The sequence below is a fragment of the Klebsiella sp. GW_Kp182 genome, assembly GCF_040062275.1.
GTDB lineage: Bacteria > Pseudomonadota > Gammaproteobacteria > Enterobacterales > Enterobacteriaceae > Klebsiella > Klebsiella michiganensis.
Genome location: NZ_JBEAFQ010000008.1, coordinates 153,384 through 171,530, shown reverse-complemented (window position 1 = coordinate 171,530; position 18,147 = coordinate 153,384). Strand labels below are relative to the sequence as shown.

Here is an 18,147-nt window from a genome sequence, read left to right as displayed (position 1 = left end):
GCTCTCAATTTTACAGATAGTCACAGAAAAAGCCCGGCGCGAAGGCCGGGCGACAGGATTACTGCGCGGCTTTGGGTTCTTCAGCGGGTTTCGCCGGTTCCGCAGGTGCTGGCGCAGGCTGGGTCGGCTGCAGCTCAAACACCACGTCCACCTGGTCATCGAACTGAATGGTCGCCTGCTCGTAGGTTTCCTGAGCAGAAACCGGCGCCGCATCGGCTTTCATCATCCGCACCATCGGGCTCGGCTGGTAGTTAGAGACATGATAGCGAACGCTGTAGACGGGCCCCAGTTTGCCGTGGAACCCGGTAGCCAGCTCCTGAGCCTGGTGAATGGCATCATCAATCGCCGCTTTACGCGCTTTATCTTTATAAGCGTCCGGCTGCGCCACGCCCAGTGAAACCGAACGGATCTCATTCAGACCGGCTTTAAGCGCCCCATCTAACAGACCGTTGAGCTTATCCAGCTGGCGCAGCGTCACTTCAACGCTACGCACCGCGCGGTAGCCCTTAAGAATGCTTTTACCGTTCTGATAGTCGTAATCAGGCTGGGTACGCAGGTTAGCTGAGTTAATGTCTTTCTTCGCAATGCCGCTCTTCTCCAGGAAGGAGAGATACTGGGCCACGCGCTCATCGGCCTGTTTTTTAGCGGATGCCGCGTCTTTCGCGGAGACGTTTACTTCAATCGCCAGCGTAGCGATATCAGGAACCGCTGCGACGCTGGCGGTACCTGAAGTGACGATATGTGGGCCGTTTGGCAACTCGTTTGCCTGAACTGCCATTGCGCTAAATCCGAGTGCCGCCGCCAGGGCCATGACTTTTAACTTCACTGTCGTTTCTCCATCTTACATTGGTCGTCTATACGCAGACGCATGCCTGCAAGCTTAGCGCGTACGCGGAGAAAGTCCATCGGACAAGGCTTAGTTAAGCAGCGCCTGCACATGAGCGAAGCCGTCCTTCGCCAGCTGGAAGGCAATGACCCACATCACCAGACCGACCAGCACGTTGATAACGCGCTGAGCCTTCGCCGTGCTCAGGCGCGGGGCGAGCCAGGCGGCCAGCAGGGCCAGCCCAAAGAACCATAAGAATGAGGCGCTGATGGTACCTAAGGCAAACCAGCGCTTCGGCTCCATCGCCAACTGCCCGCCAAGGCTGCCGAGAACCACAAACGTATCCAGATACACGTGCGGATTCAGCCAGGTGACCGCCAGCATAGTGACGATAATTTTCCAGCGCCCCTGCTTCATCACTTCCGCGCTTGCCAGTTCGAGGTTGCTGCTCATCGCCGTTTTCAGCGCGCCAAAGCCGTACCACAATAAAAAAGCGACGCCGCCCCAGGTCACCAGCGCCAGCAGCCACGGTGACTGCATCAGCAGCGCGCTGCCGCCAAAAATCCCGGCGCAGATCAGCAGCAGATCGCTGATGGCGCACAGCAGAGCAATCATCAGGTGGTACTGACGACGAATGCCCTGATTCATCACAAAGGCGTTTTGCGGACCGAGCGGCAAAATCATGGCCGCTCCCAGGGCAAGGCCCTGAAAGTAATACGATAACATCGCAAGTGATTTCCACTGAAAGAGTCAATGCCGGGGAATATAGCGCGCGGAAATCATTAGAGGAAATTGAAAATTTTAATCGTTAATAAGAACTACTAATAGGGCGCAGAAAAAAGGCCGGACAAACCGGCCTGTATAAAAGAGGAGAATTACTCTGCTTTTTCCTGCGGACGAATGACGTGAACGTCCATCTGCGGATACGGGAAGCCGATGCCATTGGCGTCAAAGTCGCGCTTAATACGCTCCAGAACGTCCCAGTATACGCTTTGCAGATCGCTGCTCTTACTCCATACGCGCACCACGTAGTTCACCGAAGAAGCGCCCAGTTCATTGAGACGCACGGTCATTTCACGATCTTTGAGGATACGTTCATCCGATTCGATGATATTGGTGAGCAGCTGCTTCACTTTATCGATATCAGCGTCGTAGGCCACGCCGATGATAAACTCGTTGCGGCGCACCGGCTCGCGGGAGAAGTTGATGATATTCCCGGCAATGATTTTACCGTTCGGCACCACCACGATTTTGCCATCTGCGCTGCGCAGGGTCGTGGAGAAAATCTGCACGTTCAGCACGGTTCCCGCGATACCGCCAAGGTCAACGTATTCACCGGCGCGGAACGGGCGGAAGACCACCAGCAGGACGCCAGCGGCAAGGTTAGACAGCGAGCCCTGCAGCGCCAGACCGACGGCTAAGCCCGCGGCGCCGAGCACCGCGATCACCGAGGCGGTTTGCACGCCCACGCGGCCGAGGGCGGCGATCAGGGTAAAAGCAATAACGGCGTAGCGTACCAGCGCAGAGAGAAAATCGGCAACGGTGGCATCAATATGCCGCGCCCGCATCAGGCGATTGACGGTGTTGGAAACAATCCGCGCCACGATCAAACCGACAATAATAATCGCGATAGCCGCGACAATGTTGACGGCATAGCTCAGCAGTAACGCCTGATTGCGCACCAGCCATGAACCGGCGTTATTTATGCTATCGACAACGTTCAAATCTTCCATTCAACTTTCCTTATGGATACCCGGACGGGGAAAAAATAACCAAACCTGATAATTACAAACAGGTTAAGGGTAAACAATAAGAGTGCGTTTTGCCAAATTGATCACATTTATTTAGCAACATTTCATGTTGTTCAGATAATAAAAAAGCCCGCATTTCTGCGGGCTTCCGGGTAAGCAACAAACCTTTCTTACAGAACGTCGATCGCGTTCAGCTCTTTAAATGCCTGCTCCAGACGGGTCACCATGGACGTCTGTGCAGCGCGCAGCCATACGCGCGGATCGTAGTATTTCTTGTTCGGCTGGTCTTCGCCTTTCGGGTTGCCCAACTGGCCCTGCAGGTAAGCTTCGTTAGTTTTGTAGTACTGCAGGATACCGTCCCAGGTTGCCCATTGGGTATCGGTATCGATGTTCATTTTGATCACGCCGTAGCTTACGGAGTCTTTGATTTCCTGAGCGGAAGAACCGGAACCACCGTGGAATACGAAGTTCAGGCTGTTGTGCGGCAGGTTGTGTTTCTTAGAAACGTATTCCTGAGAGTCGCGCAGGATAGTCGGGGTCAGTACCACGTTGCCCGGCTTGTAAACGCCGTGTACGTTACCGAAGGAAGCGGCGATGGTGAAACGCGGGCTGATTTTGCTCAGCTCGGTGTACGCGTAATCAACGTCTTCCGGCTGGGTGTACAGAGCAGAAGCGTCCATGTGGCTGTTGTCCACGCCGTCTTCTTCGCCGCCGGTGCAGCCCAGTTCGATTTCCAGAGTCATGTCCATTTTGGCCATACGCGCCAGGTACTTAGAACAGATCTCGATGTTTTCGTGCAGGGACTCTTCAGACAGGTCGATCATGTGAGAAGAGAACAGCGGTTTGCCGGTTGCGGCGAAGTGTTTTTCACCCGCGTCGAGCAGACCGTCGATCCACGGCAGCAGTTTCTTAGCGCAGTGGTCAGTGTGCAGGATAACCGGAACACCGTAGTGCTCAGCCATCTGATGCACGTGATGCGCGCCAGAGATAGCGCCCAGGATGGCTGCGCCCTGAGGAACGTCAGTTTTCACGCCTTTGCCCGCGATGAACGCAGCGCCGCCGTTAGAGAACTGAACGATAACCGGAGAACGAACTTTTGCAGCTGCTTCCAGAACGGCGTTGATGGAATCAGTACCCACGCAGTTTACCGCTGGCAGAGCAAAGTTGTTTTCTTTAGCTACCTGGAACACTTTCTGAACGTCGTCGCCAGTGATGACGCCCGGTTTTACGAAATCAAAAATTTTAGACATGTTACGTAGTCCTGTATCTGTATCTTCGACCGTTGAAGAAGGTTCGCGAGCTTTTACGCGCGCTGAAAAACAGGCGGGTCTCCCCGCCTGAACTGAATTACTGCTTAGCGCGCTCTTCGAGCATGGCTACTGCCGGCAGAACTTTACCTTCCACGAATTCGAGGAATGCGCCGCCGCCGGTGGAGATGTAGGAGATTTTGTCAGCAATACCGAACAGGTCGATTGCTGCCAGGGTGTCGCCGCCGCCTGCGATGGAGAACGCCTCGCTGTCTGCGATGGCGTTAGCCACGATTTCAGTACCTTTGCGGAAGTTCGGGAATTCGAACACGCCGACCGGGCCGTTCCACAGGATGGTTTTCGCGTTTTTCAGGATTTCAGCCAGTTTCTCTGCGGAAGCATCGCCCAGGTCCAGAATCTGCTCTTCATCTTTGATGTCGTTAACAGATTTCAGGGTAGCGGTTGCGGTTTCAGAGAACTCGGTTGCCACGCGAACGTCAGTCGGAACCGGGATATCGCAGGTAGTCAGCAGGCGTTTCGCTTCGTCAACCAGATCGGCTTCGTACAGGGACTTACCGACGTTGTGGCCCTGAGCGGCAACGAAGGTGTTGGCGATGCCGCCGCCGACGATCAGCTGGTCAGCGATTTTAGACAGGGAGTCCAGAACGGTCAGTTTGGTAGAAACTTTAGAACCACCCACGATAGCGACCATCGGACGAGCCGGTTCTTTCAGCGCTTTACCCAGGGCGTCCAGCTCAGCGGCCAGCAGCGGGCCTGCGCAAGCGACGTCAGCGAATTTGCCGATACCGTGAGTAGAAGCCTGCGCGCGGTGAGCGGTACCGAACGCGTCCATGACGAATACATCGCACAGCGCAGCGTATTTTTTCGACAGCGCTTCGTCGTCTTTCTTCTCGCCTTTGTTAAAGCGAACGTTTTCCAGAACCACCAGCTCACCGGCAGCGACTTCAACGCCGTCCAGGTAATCTTTAACCAGACGTACCGGGTTAGACAGTTTGTCTTTCAGATAGTTAACAACCGGCAGCAGAGAGAATTCTTCGTTGTACTCGCCTTCGGTAGGACGACCCAGGTGGGAAGTGACCATCACTTTCGCACCCTGTTTCAGGGCCAGTTCGATGGTCGGCAGAGAAGCACGGATACGCGCGTCGCTGGTTACTTTCCCTTCTTTAACCGGTACGTTCAGATCCGCACGGATAAAAACGCGTTTACCAGCCAGATCCAGATCGGTCATCTTAATTACAGACATGGTGAATCCTCTCGTTGATTCTTGATAAAGTTTTGCAGGCGCCTGAGCGCCTTACCTGAAACCTTGTGCGGCCATCGCTAACGTGGTGTCGAGCATCCGGTTAGCAAAGCCCCATTCGTTATCGCACCAGACCAGCGTTTTGATCAAATGCGCGCCACTTACCCGCGTTTGTGTGCCATCGACAATGGCGCTATGGGGATCGTGGTTGAAATCTATCGAGACTAACGGCAATTCCGTATAGTCAACTATACCATGAAATGCACCCAGTGCTGCTTTTTGCAGCAACTGGTTGACTTCACTTGCTTTTACCGGTTTTTTCACCGTTACGCTAAGGTCGATCGCCGTCACATTAATCGTCGGTACACGAACCGCAATCGCTTCAAAGCGATCGTTAAACTGAGGGAAAAAACGCGTGATCCCCGCAGCAAGCTTAGTATCAACCGGGATGATTGATTGGCTGGCCGCTCGCGTCCTGCGTAAATCCGGATGCCAGGAATCAATGACCTGCTGATCGTTCATTGATGAGTGGATCGTGGTTACCGTTCCTGACTCTATACCGTAGGCATCATCTAACAGCTTAATGACCGGAATAATGCAGTTGGTGGTGCAGGAGGCGTTGGAGACGATACGGTGCTCGGTTCTGAGCTCAGCATGGTTTACGCCAAAAACGATCGTCGCGTCGAGGTCGTTGCCGCCAGGGTGTGAAAAAAGCACTTTTCTGGCGCCGGCTTGAAGATGGGCTTCGCCATGCTCGCGGCTGCCGTAAACGCCGGTACAGTCAAGCACCACATCAACCGCCAGTTCCCGCCAGGGCAACGCCTCAAGGGAAGATTCATGCAGAAGACGAATGGCATCGTCGCCAACAAACAGCTGCTCTCTCTCCTGACGTACATCCCAGGCAAAGCGCCCATGGCTGGTGTCATATTTCAATAAATGCGCGATGCCGGCAGCATCCGCCAGTTCATTGATTGCCACCACGGTAATTTCCGCACGACGCCCGGATTCATACAAAGCACGAACCACGTTACGCCCGATGCGACCGAAGCCATTAATCGCAATGCGTATGGTCATAGGTCTCCTGCAAGGCTATCCATGATATGAGGTGGCTGACAGAGTAATGCAGCAACGCTCTAAGGGAAACCTTACCTGTCGCAAACTGCGACTGATTGATTAATTGTCGAACATTTAGACGACTGAAACGCTTCAGCTAGAATAAGCCAAACAAGGAATAAAAGGAATGATTGTCCAGCCGGAGAAACCATTTATCTGACTTACATCACACTTTTACCCTCTCTGCCGCGGAATTTATTCCCTATTCCACAATGACGAATAAGCGTAGCAAAATCTTTTCGTTGCCGGGCGGCAAACACTGATTTATATCAGAAACTATACCGTACAGCGGCGATATGATGACCGTTACGTCCGAGTCTCGGAGTCCCTCGAAAAAATGACAATCCCCCACTTGCAGCCCTCTGCGGCTCGTTACTATGCGCTTCGCTTACTTCCGGGCGATGAAGTTTTTTCACGCCTGCGCGCCTTCATACAAGAGCAACAGATTCAGGCCGCCTGGATAGCCGGCTGTACCGGCAGCTTAAGCCATGCGGCATTACGTTTTGCCGGCCAGGATGAGACCACTTTATTGACCGGAACCTATGAGGTTATCTCCCTGAACGGCACGCTGGAATGGCAAGGTGAACATCTCCATTTAGCGATATCCGATCCGCAAGGCGCCATGCTCGGCGGCCATATGATGCCCGGCTGTACCGTCCGCACCACCCTTGAGCTGGTGATAGGCGAACTGACCTCCCTGGCGTTTAGCCGTCAGCCGTGCGCGGTTTCCGGCTATGACGAACTGGTCATTTCATCCCGATAACTTTTCCCCTTAAAGAGGTTTCTATGGCTCGTCGCCAATTTACCAGCCAGTCCCTGGTGCTGATTGCGATCGCCGTCGCCATCAATATGATCGGCGGACAGCTCATCAGTCTGTTAAAGCTTCCCATCTTTCTCGATTCGATCGGCACCTTAATCAGCGCGGTTTTACTCGGCCCGGTCATTGGCATGTTGACCGGGTTACTGACCAACCTCCTGTGGGGGCTGCTGACCGATCCGATTGCCGCCGCCTTTGCGCCGGTGGCGATGGTGATTGGTCTGGTCGCCGGATGGCTGGCGCGCGCGGGATGGTTCCGCACCTTACCGAAGGTGGTCATTAGCGGCGTTGTCATTACCCTCGCCGTGACCGCGGTCGCCGTACCGCTGCGTACGGCGCTGTTCGGCGGCGTGACGGGCAGCGGCGCGGATCTGTTCGTCGCCTGGATCCATTCGGCAGGTCAGAATCTGCTGGAATCGGTGGCGATTACCGTCTTAGGCGCTAATCTGGTGGATAAAATCCTTACCGCGATTATCGTCTGGATCCTGCTGCGCCAGCTGCCGCTGCGCACGCTGCGTCAGTTTCCTGCGATGTCTGCCGTACGCTAATGCACCCTTTTACGTCATTAACCCTCTGGGCGCTGGCGGCGGCGACTACGCTGCTGCTGCCCTCAGAGACGGCGCTGCCGGTTTATAGCGCAGCGGCGTTTCTCAGCTTGCTGCTGTTCAGGGCGACACGGCGGCGGGCAAAATACGTCGCCTGGCTCCTCTTCTCGCTGGGCATTGGCCTGTGGCTGGTCCACGGCGGCTGGTTTACCCAGTGGCTGAGCGGCCACCCTCGCGACCCGCAGCGCTGGGCCAGCGCCATCACGCTCTGGCTGAGAATTCTGGCGATTGTTTCAACGTCACAGCTGTGGATGGAGTACGTACCGGTACAGCGCTTTATTCGCGCCCTGTTTGCTTCACGCCTGCCGCCGGGCGTCGCTTATCTGTTCGCTGGCCCGCTGCTGGTTGTCGAACAGCTAAAGCGCCAGCTGACGATTATCCACGAAGCCCAACGCGCCCGCGGCGTACCGCTGGACGAGAACGGCTATCAGCGGCTGCGCGCTATGCCTGCGCTCATTATCCCTCTGACCCACAACGCGCTTAACGATCTGGCGATACGCGGAGCGGCGCTGGATATGCGGGCATTTCGTTTACATCGTCGGCGCACCACGCTTTGGGCGCCGAAAGACAGCGCCTTACAACGTCTGGCGCGTTACGGCATGCTGCTGGCGATGGCCGCTGAAGCTGGAGCCTGGCTATGGTTACGTTAGAACAATTCCGCTATCACCCGACCCAGGCGGCGCGATCTGCGGCATGCTTTGATTTTCATTATTCGCAGCCCGGCATTGTGGCGATTTTTGGCGATAGCGGCAGCGGGAAAAGCACTCTGGCGCAGATTATGGCGGGCTGGTATCCGGATTTTCTGCCCGGCGATATCGAAGGTAAAGGCGCCCTGCTTGGTATCCCTATCGGGCAGCAATCGCTGGTCGAACGGGCGCAGGCCATCCAGCTGGTCCAGCAATCACCCTATCTCCAGCTTTCCGGCTGTACCTTCAGCGTCGAAGAAGAGGTCGCTTTTGGCCCTGAAAATCTCTGCCTCAGCGAAGAGGAGATTATGCGCCGTATTGACGAAGCGCTGACGCTGACGGCGTGCCAGGCGTTACGACATCGCCACCCCTCCACCCTATCCGGGGGAGAAACCCAGCGGGTGGCGATCGCCTGCGCGCTGGCTATGCGGCCAACGCTACTGATCCTTGACGAAGCCTTTAGCCGCCTGACGGCGCAGGCAAGCGCTATGCTTCTGGAGCGCCTGGGGCACTGGGCGCTGGCGCAGCGTTCATTGATTATCCTTTTTGAACGCCCCCCTTCGCCTTTTCTTGCCTGGTGTCAGCAGGGATGGCGACTGCACGATGGAGCGCTTTCCCCGCTATGCTAACGTTGAATCAGGTGACCTGGCGCTGGCCCGGCGCGACGGCTGACTGTTTGCAAAATATCTCGCTGGCGCTCGGCCAGGGGGAATGGCTGGCGCTCACCGGCGATAACGGCGCGGGGAAATCCACCCTGCTGCGGGTGATGGCCGGACTGCTACCCGCCACGTCCGGTACCGTCAATTTGCTGGATAAGCCGATTGCGCAATACAAAAACCGTCAACGCGCCAATATCATCGGCGTGCTGTTTCAGGAGGCCGAAAACCAGCTCTTCCACAGCAAAGTCGCGGAAGAGGTCGCCTTTGGGCTGCGACTCCAGAAATTGCCTTCTGCGGAGGTTGCGCAACGCACCGCGGCGGCGCTGAAATTATGCCGGCTGGAGAGCGTAGCCGACGCGCATCCGCTGGATTTACATACCGCCCAACGCAGGATGGTCGCCGTAGCCTCTCTGGAAGCCATGGCGCCAGAAATACTGCTGCTTGACGAACCCAGCCGCGATTTTGACCAGCACTGGCTGGCAATATTTGAAGCGTGGCTGGCGGTTTGCCGCAAAAGAGGGACCAGCGTAGTGGCCATCAGCCACGATGAGGCGTTTACACGGCGGCACTTTTCCCGCCGGGTGCTTCTGGAAAAAGGCAGAGTGCTGAGGATGGTCTGAAAAAGAAACGGGCCGCCAGAGCGACCCGTTTTTTACGGTGGCAGCCAGAGTTTTTACCCGGAGGCGGTGCTGCGCACCTTCCCGGGCTACCCGACCGCGCTGGCCCGTAGCCCGGAGGCGGTAAAAGAACTACAGCAGCGCTTTCGCTTTCGCGACCACGTTATCCACGGTGAAGCCAAACTCTTCAAACAGCTGCTCCGCCGGCGCAGACTCACCGAAGGTGGTCATGCCAACGATCGCGCCGTTCAGGCCCACGTATTTGAACCAGTAGTCGGCGATACCCGCTTCGATGGCCACGCGCGCAGAGACGGCTTTCGGCAGCACGGCTTCACGGTAAGCGGCATCCTGCTTGTCGAACGCGTCGGTGGACGGCATGGAAACCACGCGCGCCTTCACGCCTTCGGCAGTCAGTTTTTCGTAAGCGGCAACCGCCAGCTCCACTTCAGAACCGGTGGCGATGAAGATCAGCTCCGGCTGTCCCGCGCAGTCTTTCAGCACGTAGCCGCCGCGGGCGACGTTCGCCAGCTGCTCTTCGGTACGCTCCTGCTGCGCCAGGTTCTGACGGGAGAGGATCAGCGCGGTCGGGCCGTCCTGACGCTCTACGCCGTATTTCCACGCGATGGCGGATTCCACCTGGTCGCACGGACGCCATGTGGACATGTTCGGCGTGACGCGCAGGGAAGCCACCTGCTCAACCGGCTGGTGCGTCGGGCCGTCTTCGCCCAGACCGATGGAGTCGTGGGTGTAGACCATCACCTGACGCTGTTTCATCAGCGCCGCCATACGTACCGCGTTACGCGCGTACTCGACGAACATCAGGAAGGTGGAGGTGTACGGCAGGAAACCACCGTGCAGGGCGATGCCGTTGGCAATCGCGGTCATACCGAATTCACGTACGCCGTAGTGGATATAGTTACCGGCAGTGTCTTCGTTGATGGCCTTAGAGCCGGACCACAGGGTCAGGTTACTTGGCGCCAGGTCAGCAGAGCCGCCGAGGAACTCAGGCAGCAGCGGGCCGAAAGCTTCAATGGCGTTCTGGGATGCTTTACGGCTGGCGATTTTCGCCGGGTTAGCCTGCAGCTTCGCGATGAATTCGTTCGCTTTCGCGTCGAAATCAGCCGGCATCTCGCCTTTCATACGGCGGGTAAACTCGGCAGCTTCCTGCGGGAAGGCTTTGGCGTAGGCGGCGAATTTCTCGTTCCACGCGGACTCTTTCGCCTGGCCGGCTTCTTTGGCATCCCACTGGGCATAGATTTCAGACGGGATTTCAAACGCCGGGTGTTTCCAGCCGAGCGCTTCACGGGTCAGCGCGATTTCCGCGTCGCCCAGCGGCGCGCCGTGGGAGTCGTGGGTACCGGCTTTGTTCGGCGAACCGAAACCGATGATGGTTTTGCACATCAGCAGGGACGGTTTGTCGGTGACCGCACGCGCTTCTTCTACCGCGCGTTTAATCGAGTCAGCATCGTGACCGTCAACGCCGCGCACCACGTGCCAACCGTAGGCTTCAAAACGCTTTGCGGTGTCATCGGTGAACCAGCCTTCCACGTGACCGTCGATAGAGATGCCGTTGTCGTCATAGAACGCCACCAGCTTGCCCAGTTTCAGGGTACCGGCCAGAGAACATACCTCGTGAGAGATACCTTCCATCATGCAGCCGTCGCCCATGAACGCGTAGGTGAAGTGGTCAACAATGTCGTGGCCCGGGCGGTTGAACTGCGCCGCCAGAGTTTTCTCCGCGATGGCCATACCAACCGCATTCGCAATACCCTGCCCCAGCGGACCGGTGGTGGTTTCCACGCCCGCGGTGTAGCCGACTTCCGGGTGACCCGGGGTTTTAGAGTGCAGCTGACGGAAGTTCTTCAGCTCTTCAATCGGCAGATCATAACCGGTGAGGTGCAGCAGGCTGTAAATCAGCATGGAACCGTGGCCGTTGGACAGGACAAAACGGTCGCGGTCGGCCCAGGACGGGTTCTGCGGGTTATGATTCAGGAAATCACGCCACAGGACTTCGGCAATGTCAGCCATACCCATCGGGGCACCCGGGTGACCGGATTTGGCTTTCTGTACTGCGTCCATGCTCAGCGCACGAATAGCGTTAGCAAGCTCTTTACGTGAGGACATTTTGACTCCAGATCGGATAATGAAGGCCATGCCCGCAACGACTTGACGACAGCGCGTTTTGGGCTACGCCGGAAAAAAGTGTGAACAATGTAACCTAAGCGGCAAAGCATGTACATGGAGCATCCTTTTGCCGTTTAAGAAATCTCTGGAACACGTTGTGCTACGGCGTAATCCTCTCGCCCGCATTCTCATATAGTATTTATAATTTGCACAGGATACGGCAGGCAGCCATCGCCGTTTTTTCGGATAAATAACCATAAGATTGTGGAAGATAAAAAAATGAAAATTCGCTCAGCTCTTCTTGCCCTTGGGATCGCAGCCACGCTTACCGGATGCCAGAACATGGATTCCAACGGCCTGCTTAGCTCCGGCGCAGAGGCTTTCCAGGCTTATTCGCTTAGCGACGAGCAGGTGAAAACCTTAAGCGACAAAGCCTGTCAGGAGATGGATGCGAAAGCGACTATCGCGCCTGCCAGCAGTGAATACAGCAAACGCCTGAGTAAAATCGCCGCCGCGCTGGGGGACAACATCAACGGCCAGCCGGTGAACTACAAGGTGTATCAAACTAAAGACGTTAACGCCTTCGCCATGGCTAACGGCTGCATCCGCGTTTACAGCGGACTGATGGATTTGATGAATGATAATGAAGTCGAAGCGGTTATCGGCCACGAAATGGGTCACGTCGCGCTGGGCCACGTGAAGAAAGGGATGCAGGTAGCGCTGGGCACCAACGCGGTACGCGCGGCGGCGGCCTCCGCGGGCGGCATCGTCGGCAGCCTGTCGCAGTCGCAGCTGGGCGATCTGGGCGAGAAGCTGGTGAACTCGCAGTTCTCCCAGCGTCAGGAATCGGAAGCGGACGACTACTCGTACGATCTGCTGCGCAAGCGCGGCATTAATCCGGCAGGACTTGCCACCAGCTTCGAGAAACTGGCGCAGCTGGAAGCCGGACGCCAAAGCTCCATGTTTGATGACCACCCGGCATCGGAAGCACGCGCTCAGCATATCCGCGATCGCATGAAGGCCGACGGGATTAAGTAAGCCCCGGCTCCCCAAGTGGCATAACAAACAGAATTGGGGGAGCTTATCGGTATGCCGGGTAGCGGCTCACACCTTACCCGGCAACACAACCTGCACTCATTCTTAGGCCGGTGCAAGCACTGCGCCTCCAGGTCGTTCGAGGAAAACGCACGCTGTGAGCGACCTGATTATTCGCCTTTTTTCGCCGCCTGAATGTAGAGCATTTCCAGCGCCAGCGTCGCCGCCGCCAGGGCGGTGATTTCGGACTGGTCGTAGGCCGGAGCGACTTCCACCACGTCCATGCCGACGATGTTCAGATCCTTCAGGCCGCGCACCAGCTTGATCGCACGATCGGAGGTCAGGCCGCCGATCACCGGCGTACCGGTACCCGGGGCAAACGCCGGATCCAGGCAGTCGATATCAAAGGTCAGGTACACCGGCATATCGCCGACGATCTGTTTCACCTGCGCAATCACATCGTCAACGCTGCGATCGTTTACCTGGCCCGCATCCAGCACCGTGAAGCCGTTGTCTTTATCAAACTCGGTACGGATACCGATCTGCACCGAATGATGCGGATCGATCAGACCTTCGTTGGGCGCGGTGTAGAACATGGTGCCGTGGTCAAATTCGCAGCCATTGGCGTAGGTATCGGTATGGGCGTCGAAATGCACCAGCGCCATTTTGCCAAAGTGCTTCGCATGAGCGCGCAGCAGCGGCAGCGTCACAAAGTGGTCGCCGCCAAAAGAGAGCATGCGTTTTCCTGCCGCCAGCAGTTTTTCCGCGTGGGCCTGCAGCTTTTCACTCATTTCACGCGCGTCGCCAAAGGCGTAAACCAGATCGCCGCAGTCCACGACGTTCAGGCGCTCGCGCATGTCAAAATTCCACGGGAAGCGGTTGTGCTCCCACGCAAGGTTCGTCGACACCTGGCGGATCGCCGCCGGGCCATGACGGCCGCCCGCGCGTCCGGAGGTCGCCATATCAAACGGTACGCCGGTGATGACCCAGTCCGCATCGCTGTCGTACGGCATGAAATTCATCGGTAGACGCAGAAAACCAAATGCGTTGGATACCAGGGAGTTATCGTATTGATGACCTAAGGTGCTCATGGGTATGACCTCTTTTACAGTCGTTGTATTGAAATACAAATATAAAAAAACCCTTCCGCGTCGTTAGGCCCGACGAGGAAGGGTTTGAATAAGTTTACTGCTTAGTTGGCCGAATTATCGCCGTAAATGTCTACGCGTTCAAGTGAGTCTGGCAAGTGGTGAACCAGGCCTCTCTCTCCCTCTTCCCTCTCCGCTACGGAGAGGGCATAGATCACTCGTCTTCCAGATAAGTGTAGCCGTATAAACCGGCCTCGAACTCTTCAAGGAACTGCTGCTGCAGGTCAGCGTCGAGATCGGTCTTTTTCACCTGATCGCGGAACTGGGTCAACAGCGTGTTCGGATCGAGCTGCACGTACTGCAGCATATCCGCGACGGTATCCCCTTCATCAGACAGCTCCACTTCGACGCTGCCGTCAGGGAAGACAAACACGTCGACGGCTTCCGTATCGCCGAACAGGTTGTGCATATTGCCGAGGATCTCCTGGTAGGCGCCTACCATAAAGAAGCCCAGCATCGGCGGGTTATCCGGATCGTATTCCGGCATCGGCATGGTGGTCGCAATACCGTCGCCATCCACATAGTGGTCAATCGCGCCGTCGGAGTCGCAGGTGATATCCAGCAGCACCGCGCGGCGTTCCGGCACCATATTCAGCCCTTCCAGCGGCATCACCGGGAATAGCTGATCGATACCCCAGGCGTCCGGCATCGACTGGAACAGGGAGAAGTTGACGTAGATCTTATCCGCCATACGCTCCTGCAGTTCGTCGATAATTGGGCGATGCGCGCGGTTGCTGGGATCGAGCTGTTTCTGCACTTCATGGCACATATTGAGATACAGCTGCTCGGCCCAGGCGCGCTCCTGAAGATTAAAGGTGCCGGAGGAGTAGCCGATATGAATATCGTGCAGATCCATCTGGCTGTCGTGCAGCCATTCGCGCAGCGAGCGGCGATTGCCGGTTTCCTGCATCTCCTGCCAGGTTTCCCACATGCTTTGCAGCGGACGCGCGGCGTCTTCCGCGGGCGGGGTCGCCTCGGTATATTCGTTACGCTCAACACCGATAATATTCGATACCAGCACGGTGTGGTGCGCCGTGACCGCGCGGCCGGATTCGGTGATCACCGTCGGGTGCGGCAGGCCGTTCTCTTCACAGGCATCGCCAATCGCCCAGATGATGTTGTTGGCGTATTCGTTCAGGCCATAGTTCACCGAGCAGTCGGACTGCGAACGGGTCCCTTCATAGTCGACGCCGAGACCGCCGCCAACGTCGAAGCACTGAATATTCACGCCCAGCTTGTGCAGCTCAACGTAGAAACGCGACGATTCACGCACGCCGGTGGCGATATCGCGAATATTGGCCATCTGCGAGCCAAGGTGGAAGTGCAGCAGCTGCAGGCTGTCCAGATGCCCGGCTGAGCGCAGAATTTCAACCAGCTGCAGAACCTGGGTCGCCGCGAGGCCAAATTTGGATTTTTCGCCGCCGGAGGACTGCCACTTACCGGAGCCCTGCGAAGCCAGACGCGCGCGCACGCCGAGACGCGGCACCACGTTCAGCCGCTCGGCCTCTTCCAGCACGATGGCGATTTCGGACATTTTCTCGATGACCAGATAGACCTTGTGGCCCATCTTTTCGCCCACCAGCGCCAGGCGGATATATTCACGGTCTTTATAACCGTTACAGACAATCACGCTGCGGGTCATACCGGCGTGCGCCAGTACCGCCATCAGCTCGGCCTTGGAGCCAGCTTCCAGGCCCAGCGGCTCGCCGGAGTGGATCAGCGATTCAATCACGCGGCGATGCTGGTTAACCTTGATCGGATAAACCAGAAAGTAGTCACCGTTATAGCCATAAGATTCGCGCGCGCGTTTAAAGGCGGCGTTAATCGAACGCAGGCGGTGCTGCAAAATCTGCGGGAAGCAGAACAGCGCAGGCAGGCGCTGCCCCTGAGCTTCACGCGCTTTCACCAGCTCGGCAAGGTCAACGCGCGCTTCCGGGACGTCAGGATCCGGGCAGACGCTAATATGGCCCAGTTCGTTAACGTCGTAGTAGTTATTACCCCACCAGGCAATATTGTAAGTACGTAGCATCTTGCTGGCTTCCTGGGAGCTCATCGCAACCTCCTGCATAGAACGTAGTACACCGTGATCGCCTGCTGACGAAGGCGAAGATAAAGACATGTCGTCAGACATAGCGAACCTCAAATTTTAGTAACAAGTGTAAAACAGTTGACTACTATCGCAATCCGAAGAAGCGATAACAACCCATAAACAGTCCGAAATCCCAGTAGATAGTGCTGGTCTTGCGGCTGAGCGACCGGTTTCTTATTCATATCATCGTAAAACACGTACCCGAACGGAGTATGACAGTCCGGAGAAACCACGAGAAAACCCTTGCTATCGCAAGAGCGCCCTTGTTCAGTTTTCCAGCAGCCTGCCGGCCCGGGAATCCTGAGAAGCGCCGAGATGGGTAGAACATCGGCTGGTTTGCATGAGAGAGATGCGGATTGAGGAGTAGTGACGCGCGACGGAACGACGCGACGAATCAGGCGAAAAACGTGGGTTCATTATCTGGTATCACCTCCACACTGCCCCGAGTCGGGCCAGCGACAAGCCAAAGCTATAGGTTCCGGACAGCCAGCGAAAACGCCGCTGCGGGACTCTGTCAATAGAGACTGCTTAACCCGGCTGGAAGTGGCGTCACGAGGTGAGTGCTCGTGCGCTGTTTTAATGAGCCGCGCGCGGCGTTTTATACCGAGAAGCGGGGTAAAAAGCAAAATAAAAATATGCGCGTTGCCGGGTATTGTCAGGAAAAATTGCCACTGCCCTTTTTCTATAAATGCGACGAATATCAAAAAAGGCTGGAAATGGGGTCAAGAACTGCCCTAAAATAGCCGTCCAGAAGTTAATCCATCTATACTGATTAACACTCAGACTGCTCGTGTCACTACCTGCAAGCTTTGGTAGAGTCATCCGTCAAAGCCATTCTACACAACAGTATGAGCTACCCGAATCGTCCACAGGTGAAATAAAACATGGCAAAACACCTCTTTACGTCAGAGTCCGTATCAGAAGGGCATCCCGACAAAATTGCTGACCAAATCTCCGACGCCGTGCTGGATGCGATCCTCGAACAGGATCCGAAAGCGCGCGTAGCATGTGAAACCTACGTCAAAACCGGTATGGTTCTGGTCGGTGGTGAAATCACCACCAGCGCATGGGTTGATATCGAAGAGATCACCCGCAACACGGTCCGTGAAATTGGCTACGTGCATTCCGATATGGGCTTTGACGCCAACTCCTGCGCGGTGCTGAGCGCCATCGGTAAACAGTCTCCGGACATCAACCAGGGCGTTGACCGTGCCGATCCGCTGGAACAGGGCGCGGGCGACCAGGGCCTGATGTTTGGCTACGCCACTAACGAAACCGACGTGCTGATGCCGGCGCCGATCACCTATGCGCACCGTCTGGTGCAGCGTCAGGCTGAAGTGCGTAAAAACGGCACCCTGCCGTGGCTGCGCCCGGATGCGAAAAGCCAGGTCACCTTCCAGTACGACGACGGCAAAGTTGTTGGTATTGATGCGGTCGTTCTCTCCACACAGCACGCCGAAAGCATCGATCAGAAATCGCTGCAGGAAGCGGTGATGGAAGAGATCATCAAACCGGTTCTGCCGACCGAGTGGCTGAATAGCGCGACCAAATTCTTTATCAACCCAACCGGCCGTTTTGTTATCGGCGGCCCCATGGGCGACTGCGGCCTGACCGGGCGTAAAATCATCGTTGATACCTACGGCGGCATGGCTCGTCACGGTGGCGGCGCTTTCTCCGGTAAAGATCCGTCTAAAGTGGACCGTTCTGCGGCCTATGCGGCGCGCTATGTGGCGAAAAACATCGTTGCCGCTGGCCTGGCCGATCGTTGCGAAATCCAGGTTTCCTACGCCATCGGCGTGGCGGAGCCAACTTCAATCATGGTTGAAACCTTCGGTACCGAAAAAGTGCCTTCTGAGCAGCTGACCCTGCTGGTGCGCGAGTTCTTTGACCTGCGTCCGTATGGCCTGATTCAGATGCTGGATCTGCTGCACCCGATCTACAAAGAGACGGCGGCATACGGCCACTTTGGCCGCGAGCATTTCCCGTGGGAAAAAACCGACAAAGCGGCCCAGCTGCGCGAAGCGTCCGGTCTGAAATAAGACGCCGCTCTCCTCGCTTTCAAGGCCAGCCTCGCGCTGGCCTTTTTATTTTACGCCCCTCAGCCGCCCGGCATACCGCCTGCAACTCCCTTTTATGGAAGCGATTACATCATATGCAGAGCAAACCTTT

The 18,147-nt window shown here is 56.4% G+C and carries 18 protein-coding genes; 7 read left to right on the top strand and 11 right to left on the bottom strand.

The features are described 5' to 3' along the window. Positions 1-58: 58 nt before the first annotated feature. The 6 genes from ABLU88_RS10750 to epd all read right to left on the bottom strand — a co-directional run bounded on the left by ABLU88_RS10750 (position 59) and on the right by epd (position 6,159). Complete coding sequence (locus tag ABLU88_RS10750; RefSeq protein ID WP_025105958.1) at positions 59-826, bottom strand: oxidative stress defense protein; 768 nt, start codon at positions 824-826, stop codon at positions 59-61. Between the two features lie 90 nt (positions 827-916). Then, positions 917-1,552, bottom strand: a complete 636-nt coding sequence (gene argO / locus ABLU88_RS10745; protein ID WP_048260409.1) for an arginine exporter ArgO — start codon at positions 1,550-1,552, stop codon at positions 917-919. 149 nt (positions 1,553-1,701) lie between these two features. Beyond that, positions 1,702-2,559: a small-conductance mechanosensitive channel MscS gene (locus ABLU88_RS10740; RefSeq protein WP_014839522.1), complete on the bottom strand. Its 858-nt coding sequence runs from the start codon at positions 2,557-2,559 to the stop codon at positions 1,702-1,704. 188 nt (positions 2,560-2,747) lie between these two features. Beyond that, positions 2,748-3,827, bottom strand: coding sequence for a class II fructose-bisphosphate aldolase (gene fbaA, locus ABLU88_RS10735; protein WP_009654956.1), 1,080 nt, complete (start codon positions 3,825-3,827; stop codon positions 2,748-2,750). Between the two features lie 97 nt (positions 3,828-3,924). Beyond that, a complete protein-coding gene (gene pgk, locus ABLU88_RS10730) occupies positions 3,925-5,088 on the bottom strand; it encodes a phosphoglycerate kinase (protein WP_004125049.1) in 1,164 nt (387 codons plus the stop codon). A 51-nt stretch (positions 5,089-5,139) separates the two neighbouring features. Then, entirely contained in the window at positions 5,140-6,159 is a 1,020-nt protein-coding gene (gene epd, locus ABLU88_RS10725) for an erythrose-4-phosphate dehydrogenase (protein ID WP_014226819.1), read from the bottom strand. Between the two features lie 376 nt (positions 6,160-6,535). Between epd and ABLU88_RS10720 the strand changes: the two genes are divergently transcribed. Genes ABLU88_RS10720 through ABLU88_RS10700 form a run of 5 tightly spaced genes read left to right on the top strand, consistent with a single transcriptional unit; the run spans position 6,536 to position 9,585 of the window. Next, positions 6,536-6,961 carry a PPC domain-containing DNA-binding protein gene (locus ABLU88_RS10720; protein ID WP_086531497.1) on the top strand — a complete coding sequence of 142 codons (426 nt, stop codon included), beginning with the start codon at positions 6,536-6,538 and terminating at the stop codon, positions 6,959-6,961. 23 nt (positions 6,962-6,984) lie between these two features. Continuing rightward, complete coding sequence (locus ABLU88_RS10715) at positions 6,985-7,563, top strand: ECF transporter S component (RefSeq protein WP_014226821.1); 579 nt, start codon at positions 6,985-6,987, stop codon at positions 7,561-7,563. Next, a complete protein-coding gene (locus ABLU88_RS10710; protein WP_201994097.1) occupies positions 7,563-8,270 on the top strand; it encodes an energy-coupling factor transporter transmembrane component T in 708 nt (235 codons plus the stop codon). Before ABLU88_RS10715 ends, ABLU88_RS10710 begins: the two co-directional genes overlap by 1 nt. Then, on the top strand, positions 8,258-8,935 hold the full coding sequence (locus ABLU88_RS10705; RefSeq protein WP_064358261.1) for an energy-coupling factor ABC transporter ATP-binding protein: 678 nt from the start codon (positions 8,258-8,260) through the stop codon (positions 8,933-8,935). Before ABLU88_RS10710 ends, ABLU88_RS10705 begins: the two co-directional genes overlap by 13 nt. Beyond that, positions 8,929-9,585 carry an ATP-binding cassette domain-containing protein gene (locus ABLU88_RS10700; protein WP_032751214.1) on the top strand — a complete coding sequence of 219 codons (657 nt, stop codon included), beginning with the start codon at positions 8,929-8,931 and terminating at the stop codon, positions 9,583-9,585. Before ABLU88_RS10705 ends, ABLU88_RS10700 begins: the two co-directional genes overlap by 7 nt. Positions 9,586-9,714: 129 nt before the next feature. Here the strand turns inward: ABLU88_RS10700 and tkt are convergent, their stop codons facing one another. Next, on the bottom strand, positions 9,715-11,706 hold the full coding sequence (gene tkt / locus ABLU88_RS10695) for a transketolase (RefSeq protein ID WP_004854129.1): 1,992 nt from the start codon (positions 11,704-11,706) through the stop codon (positions 9,715-9,717). A 279-nt stretch (positions 11,707-11,985) separates the two neighbouring features. On the opposite strand from tkt, the gene ABLU88_RS10690 reads away from it, so the two are divergent. Next, positions 11,986-12,744: a M48 family metallopeptidase gene (locus tag ABLU88_RS10690; RefSeq protein WP_025105944.1), complete on the top strand. Its 759-nt coding sequence runs from the start codon at positions 11,986-11,988 to the stop codon at positions 12,742-12,744. A gap of 167 nt (positions 12,745-12,911) precedes the next feature. Here ABLU88_RS10690 and speB read toward each other — a convergent pair whose 3' ends face one another. The 4 genes from speB to ABLU88_RS10670 form a co-directional block, all read right to left on the bottom strand. Beyond that, positions 12,912-13,832, bottom strand: a complete 921-nt coding sequence (gene speB, locus ABLU88_RS10685) for an agmatinase (protein ID WP_004105690.1) — start codon at positions 13,830-13,832, stop codon at positions 12,912-12,914. Between the two features lie 211 nt (positions 13,833-14,043). Continuing rightward, the gene (speA, locus tag ABLU88_RS10680; RefSeq protein WP_014226827.1) at positions 14,044-16,020 is read right to left on the bottom strand and encodes a biosynthetic arginine decarboxylase; all 1,977 of its coding nucleotides are present in this window, start codon (positions 16,018-16,020) and stop codon (positions 14,044-14,046) included. An 8-nt stretch (positions 16,021-16,028) separates the two neighbouring features. Continuing rightward, positions 16,029-16,160: an acid stress response protein YqgB gene (gene yqgB / locus ABLU88_RS10675; protein WP_075210876.1), complete on the bottom strand. Its 132-nt coding sequence runs from the start codon at positions 16,158-16,160 to the stop codon at positions 16,029-16,031. 85 nt (positions 16,161-16,245) lie between these two features. Further along, positions 16,246-16,395 carry a hypothetical protein gene (locus ABLU88_RS10670; protein WP_155774231.1) on the bottom strand — a complete coding sequence of 50 codons (150 nt, stop codon included), beginning with the start codon at positions 16,393-16,395 and terminating at the stop codon, positions 16,246-16,248. A 467-nt stretch (positions 16,396-16,862) separates the two neighbouring features. On the opposite strand from ABLU88_RS10670, the gene metK reads away from it, so the two are divergent. Next, positions 16,863-18,017, top strand: coding sequence for a methionine adenosyltransferase (gene metK / locus ABLU88_RS10665; protein WP_014226830.1), 1,155 nt, complete (start codon positions 16,863-16,865; stop codon positions 18,015-18,017). Positions 18,018-18,147: the final 130 nt, after the last annotated feature.

Coding starts and splice junctions, on each gene's coding strand:
- ABLU88_RS10710 (WP_201994097.1), top strand. CDS start 7,563: ATGCACCCTTTTACGTCATTAACCCTCTGGGCGCTGGCGGCGGCGACT.
- ABLU88_RS10700 (WP_032751214.1), top strand. CDS start 8,929: ATGCTAACGTTGAATCAGGTGACCTGGCGCTGGCCCGGCGCGACGGCT.
- pgk (WP_004125049.1), bottom strand. CDS start 5,088: ATGTCTGTAATTAAGATGACCGATCTGGATCTGGCTGGTAAACGCGTT.
- epd (WP_014226819.1), bottom strand. CDS start 6,159: ATGACCATACGCATTGCGATTAATGGCTTCGGTCGCATCGGGCGTAAC.
- ABLU88_RS10715 (WP_014226821.1), top strand. CDS start 6,985: ATGGCTCGTCGCCAATTTACCAGCCAGTCCCTGGTGCTGATTGCGATC.
- fbaA (WP_009654956.1), bottom strand. CDS start 3,827: ATGTCTAAAATTTTTGATTTCGTAAAACCGGGCGTCATCACTGGCGAC.
- ABLU88_RS10720 (WP_086531497.1), top strand. CDS start 6,536: ATGACAATCCCCCACTTGCAGCCCTCTGCGGCTCGTTACTATGCGCTT.
- tkt (WP_004854129.1), bottom strand. CDS start 11,706: ATGTCCTCACGTAAAGAGCTTGCTAACGCTATTCGTGCGCTGAGCATG.
- ABLU88_RS10740 (WP_014839522.1), bottom strand. CDS start 2,559: ATGGAAGATTTGAACGTTGTCGATAGCATAAATAACGCCGGTTCATGG.
- argO (WP_048260409.1), bottom strand. CDS start 1,552: ATGTTATCGTATTACTTTCAGGGCCTTGCCCTGGGAGCGGCCATGATT.
- speB (WP_004105690.1), bottom strand. CDS start 13,832: ATGAGCACCTTAGGTCATCAATACGATAACTCCCTGGTATCCAACGCA.
- ABLU88_RS10670 (WP_155774231.1), bottom strand. CDS start 16,395: ATGAACCCACGTTTTTCGCCTGATTCGTCGCGTCGTTCCGTCGCGCGT.
- yqgB (WP_075210876.1), bottom strand. CDS start 16,160: ATGAATAAGAAACCGGTCGCTCAGCCGCAAGACCAGCACTATCTACTG.
- speA (WP_014226827.1), bottom strand. CDS start 16,020: ATGTCTGACGACATGTCTTTATCTTCGCCTTCGTCAGCAGGCGATCAC.
- ABLU88_RS10705 (WP_064358261.1), top strand. CDS start 8,258: ATGGTTACGTTAGAACAATTCCGCTATCACCCGACCCAGGCGGCGCGA.
- ABLU88_RS10690 (WP_025105944.1), top strand. CDS start 11,986: ATGAAAATTCGCTCAGCTCTTCTTGCCCTTGGGATCGCAGCCACGCTT.
- metK (WP_014226830.1), top strand. CDS start 16,863: ATGGCAAAACACCTCTTTACGTCAGAGTCCGTATCAGAAGGGCATCCC.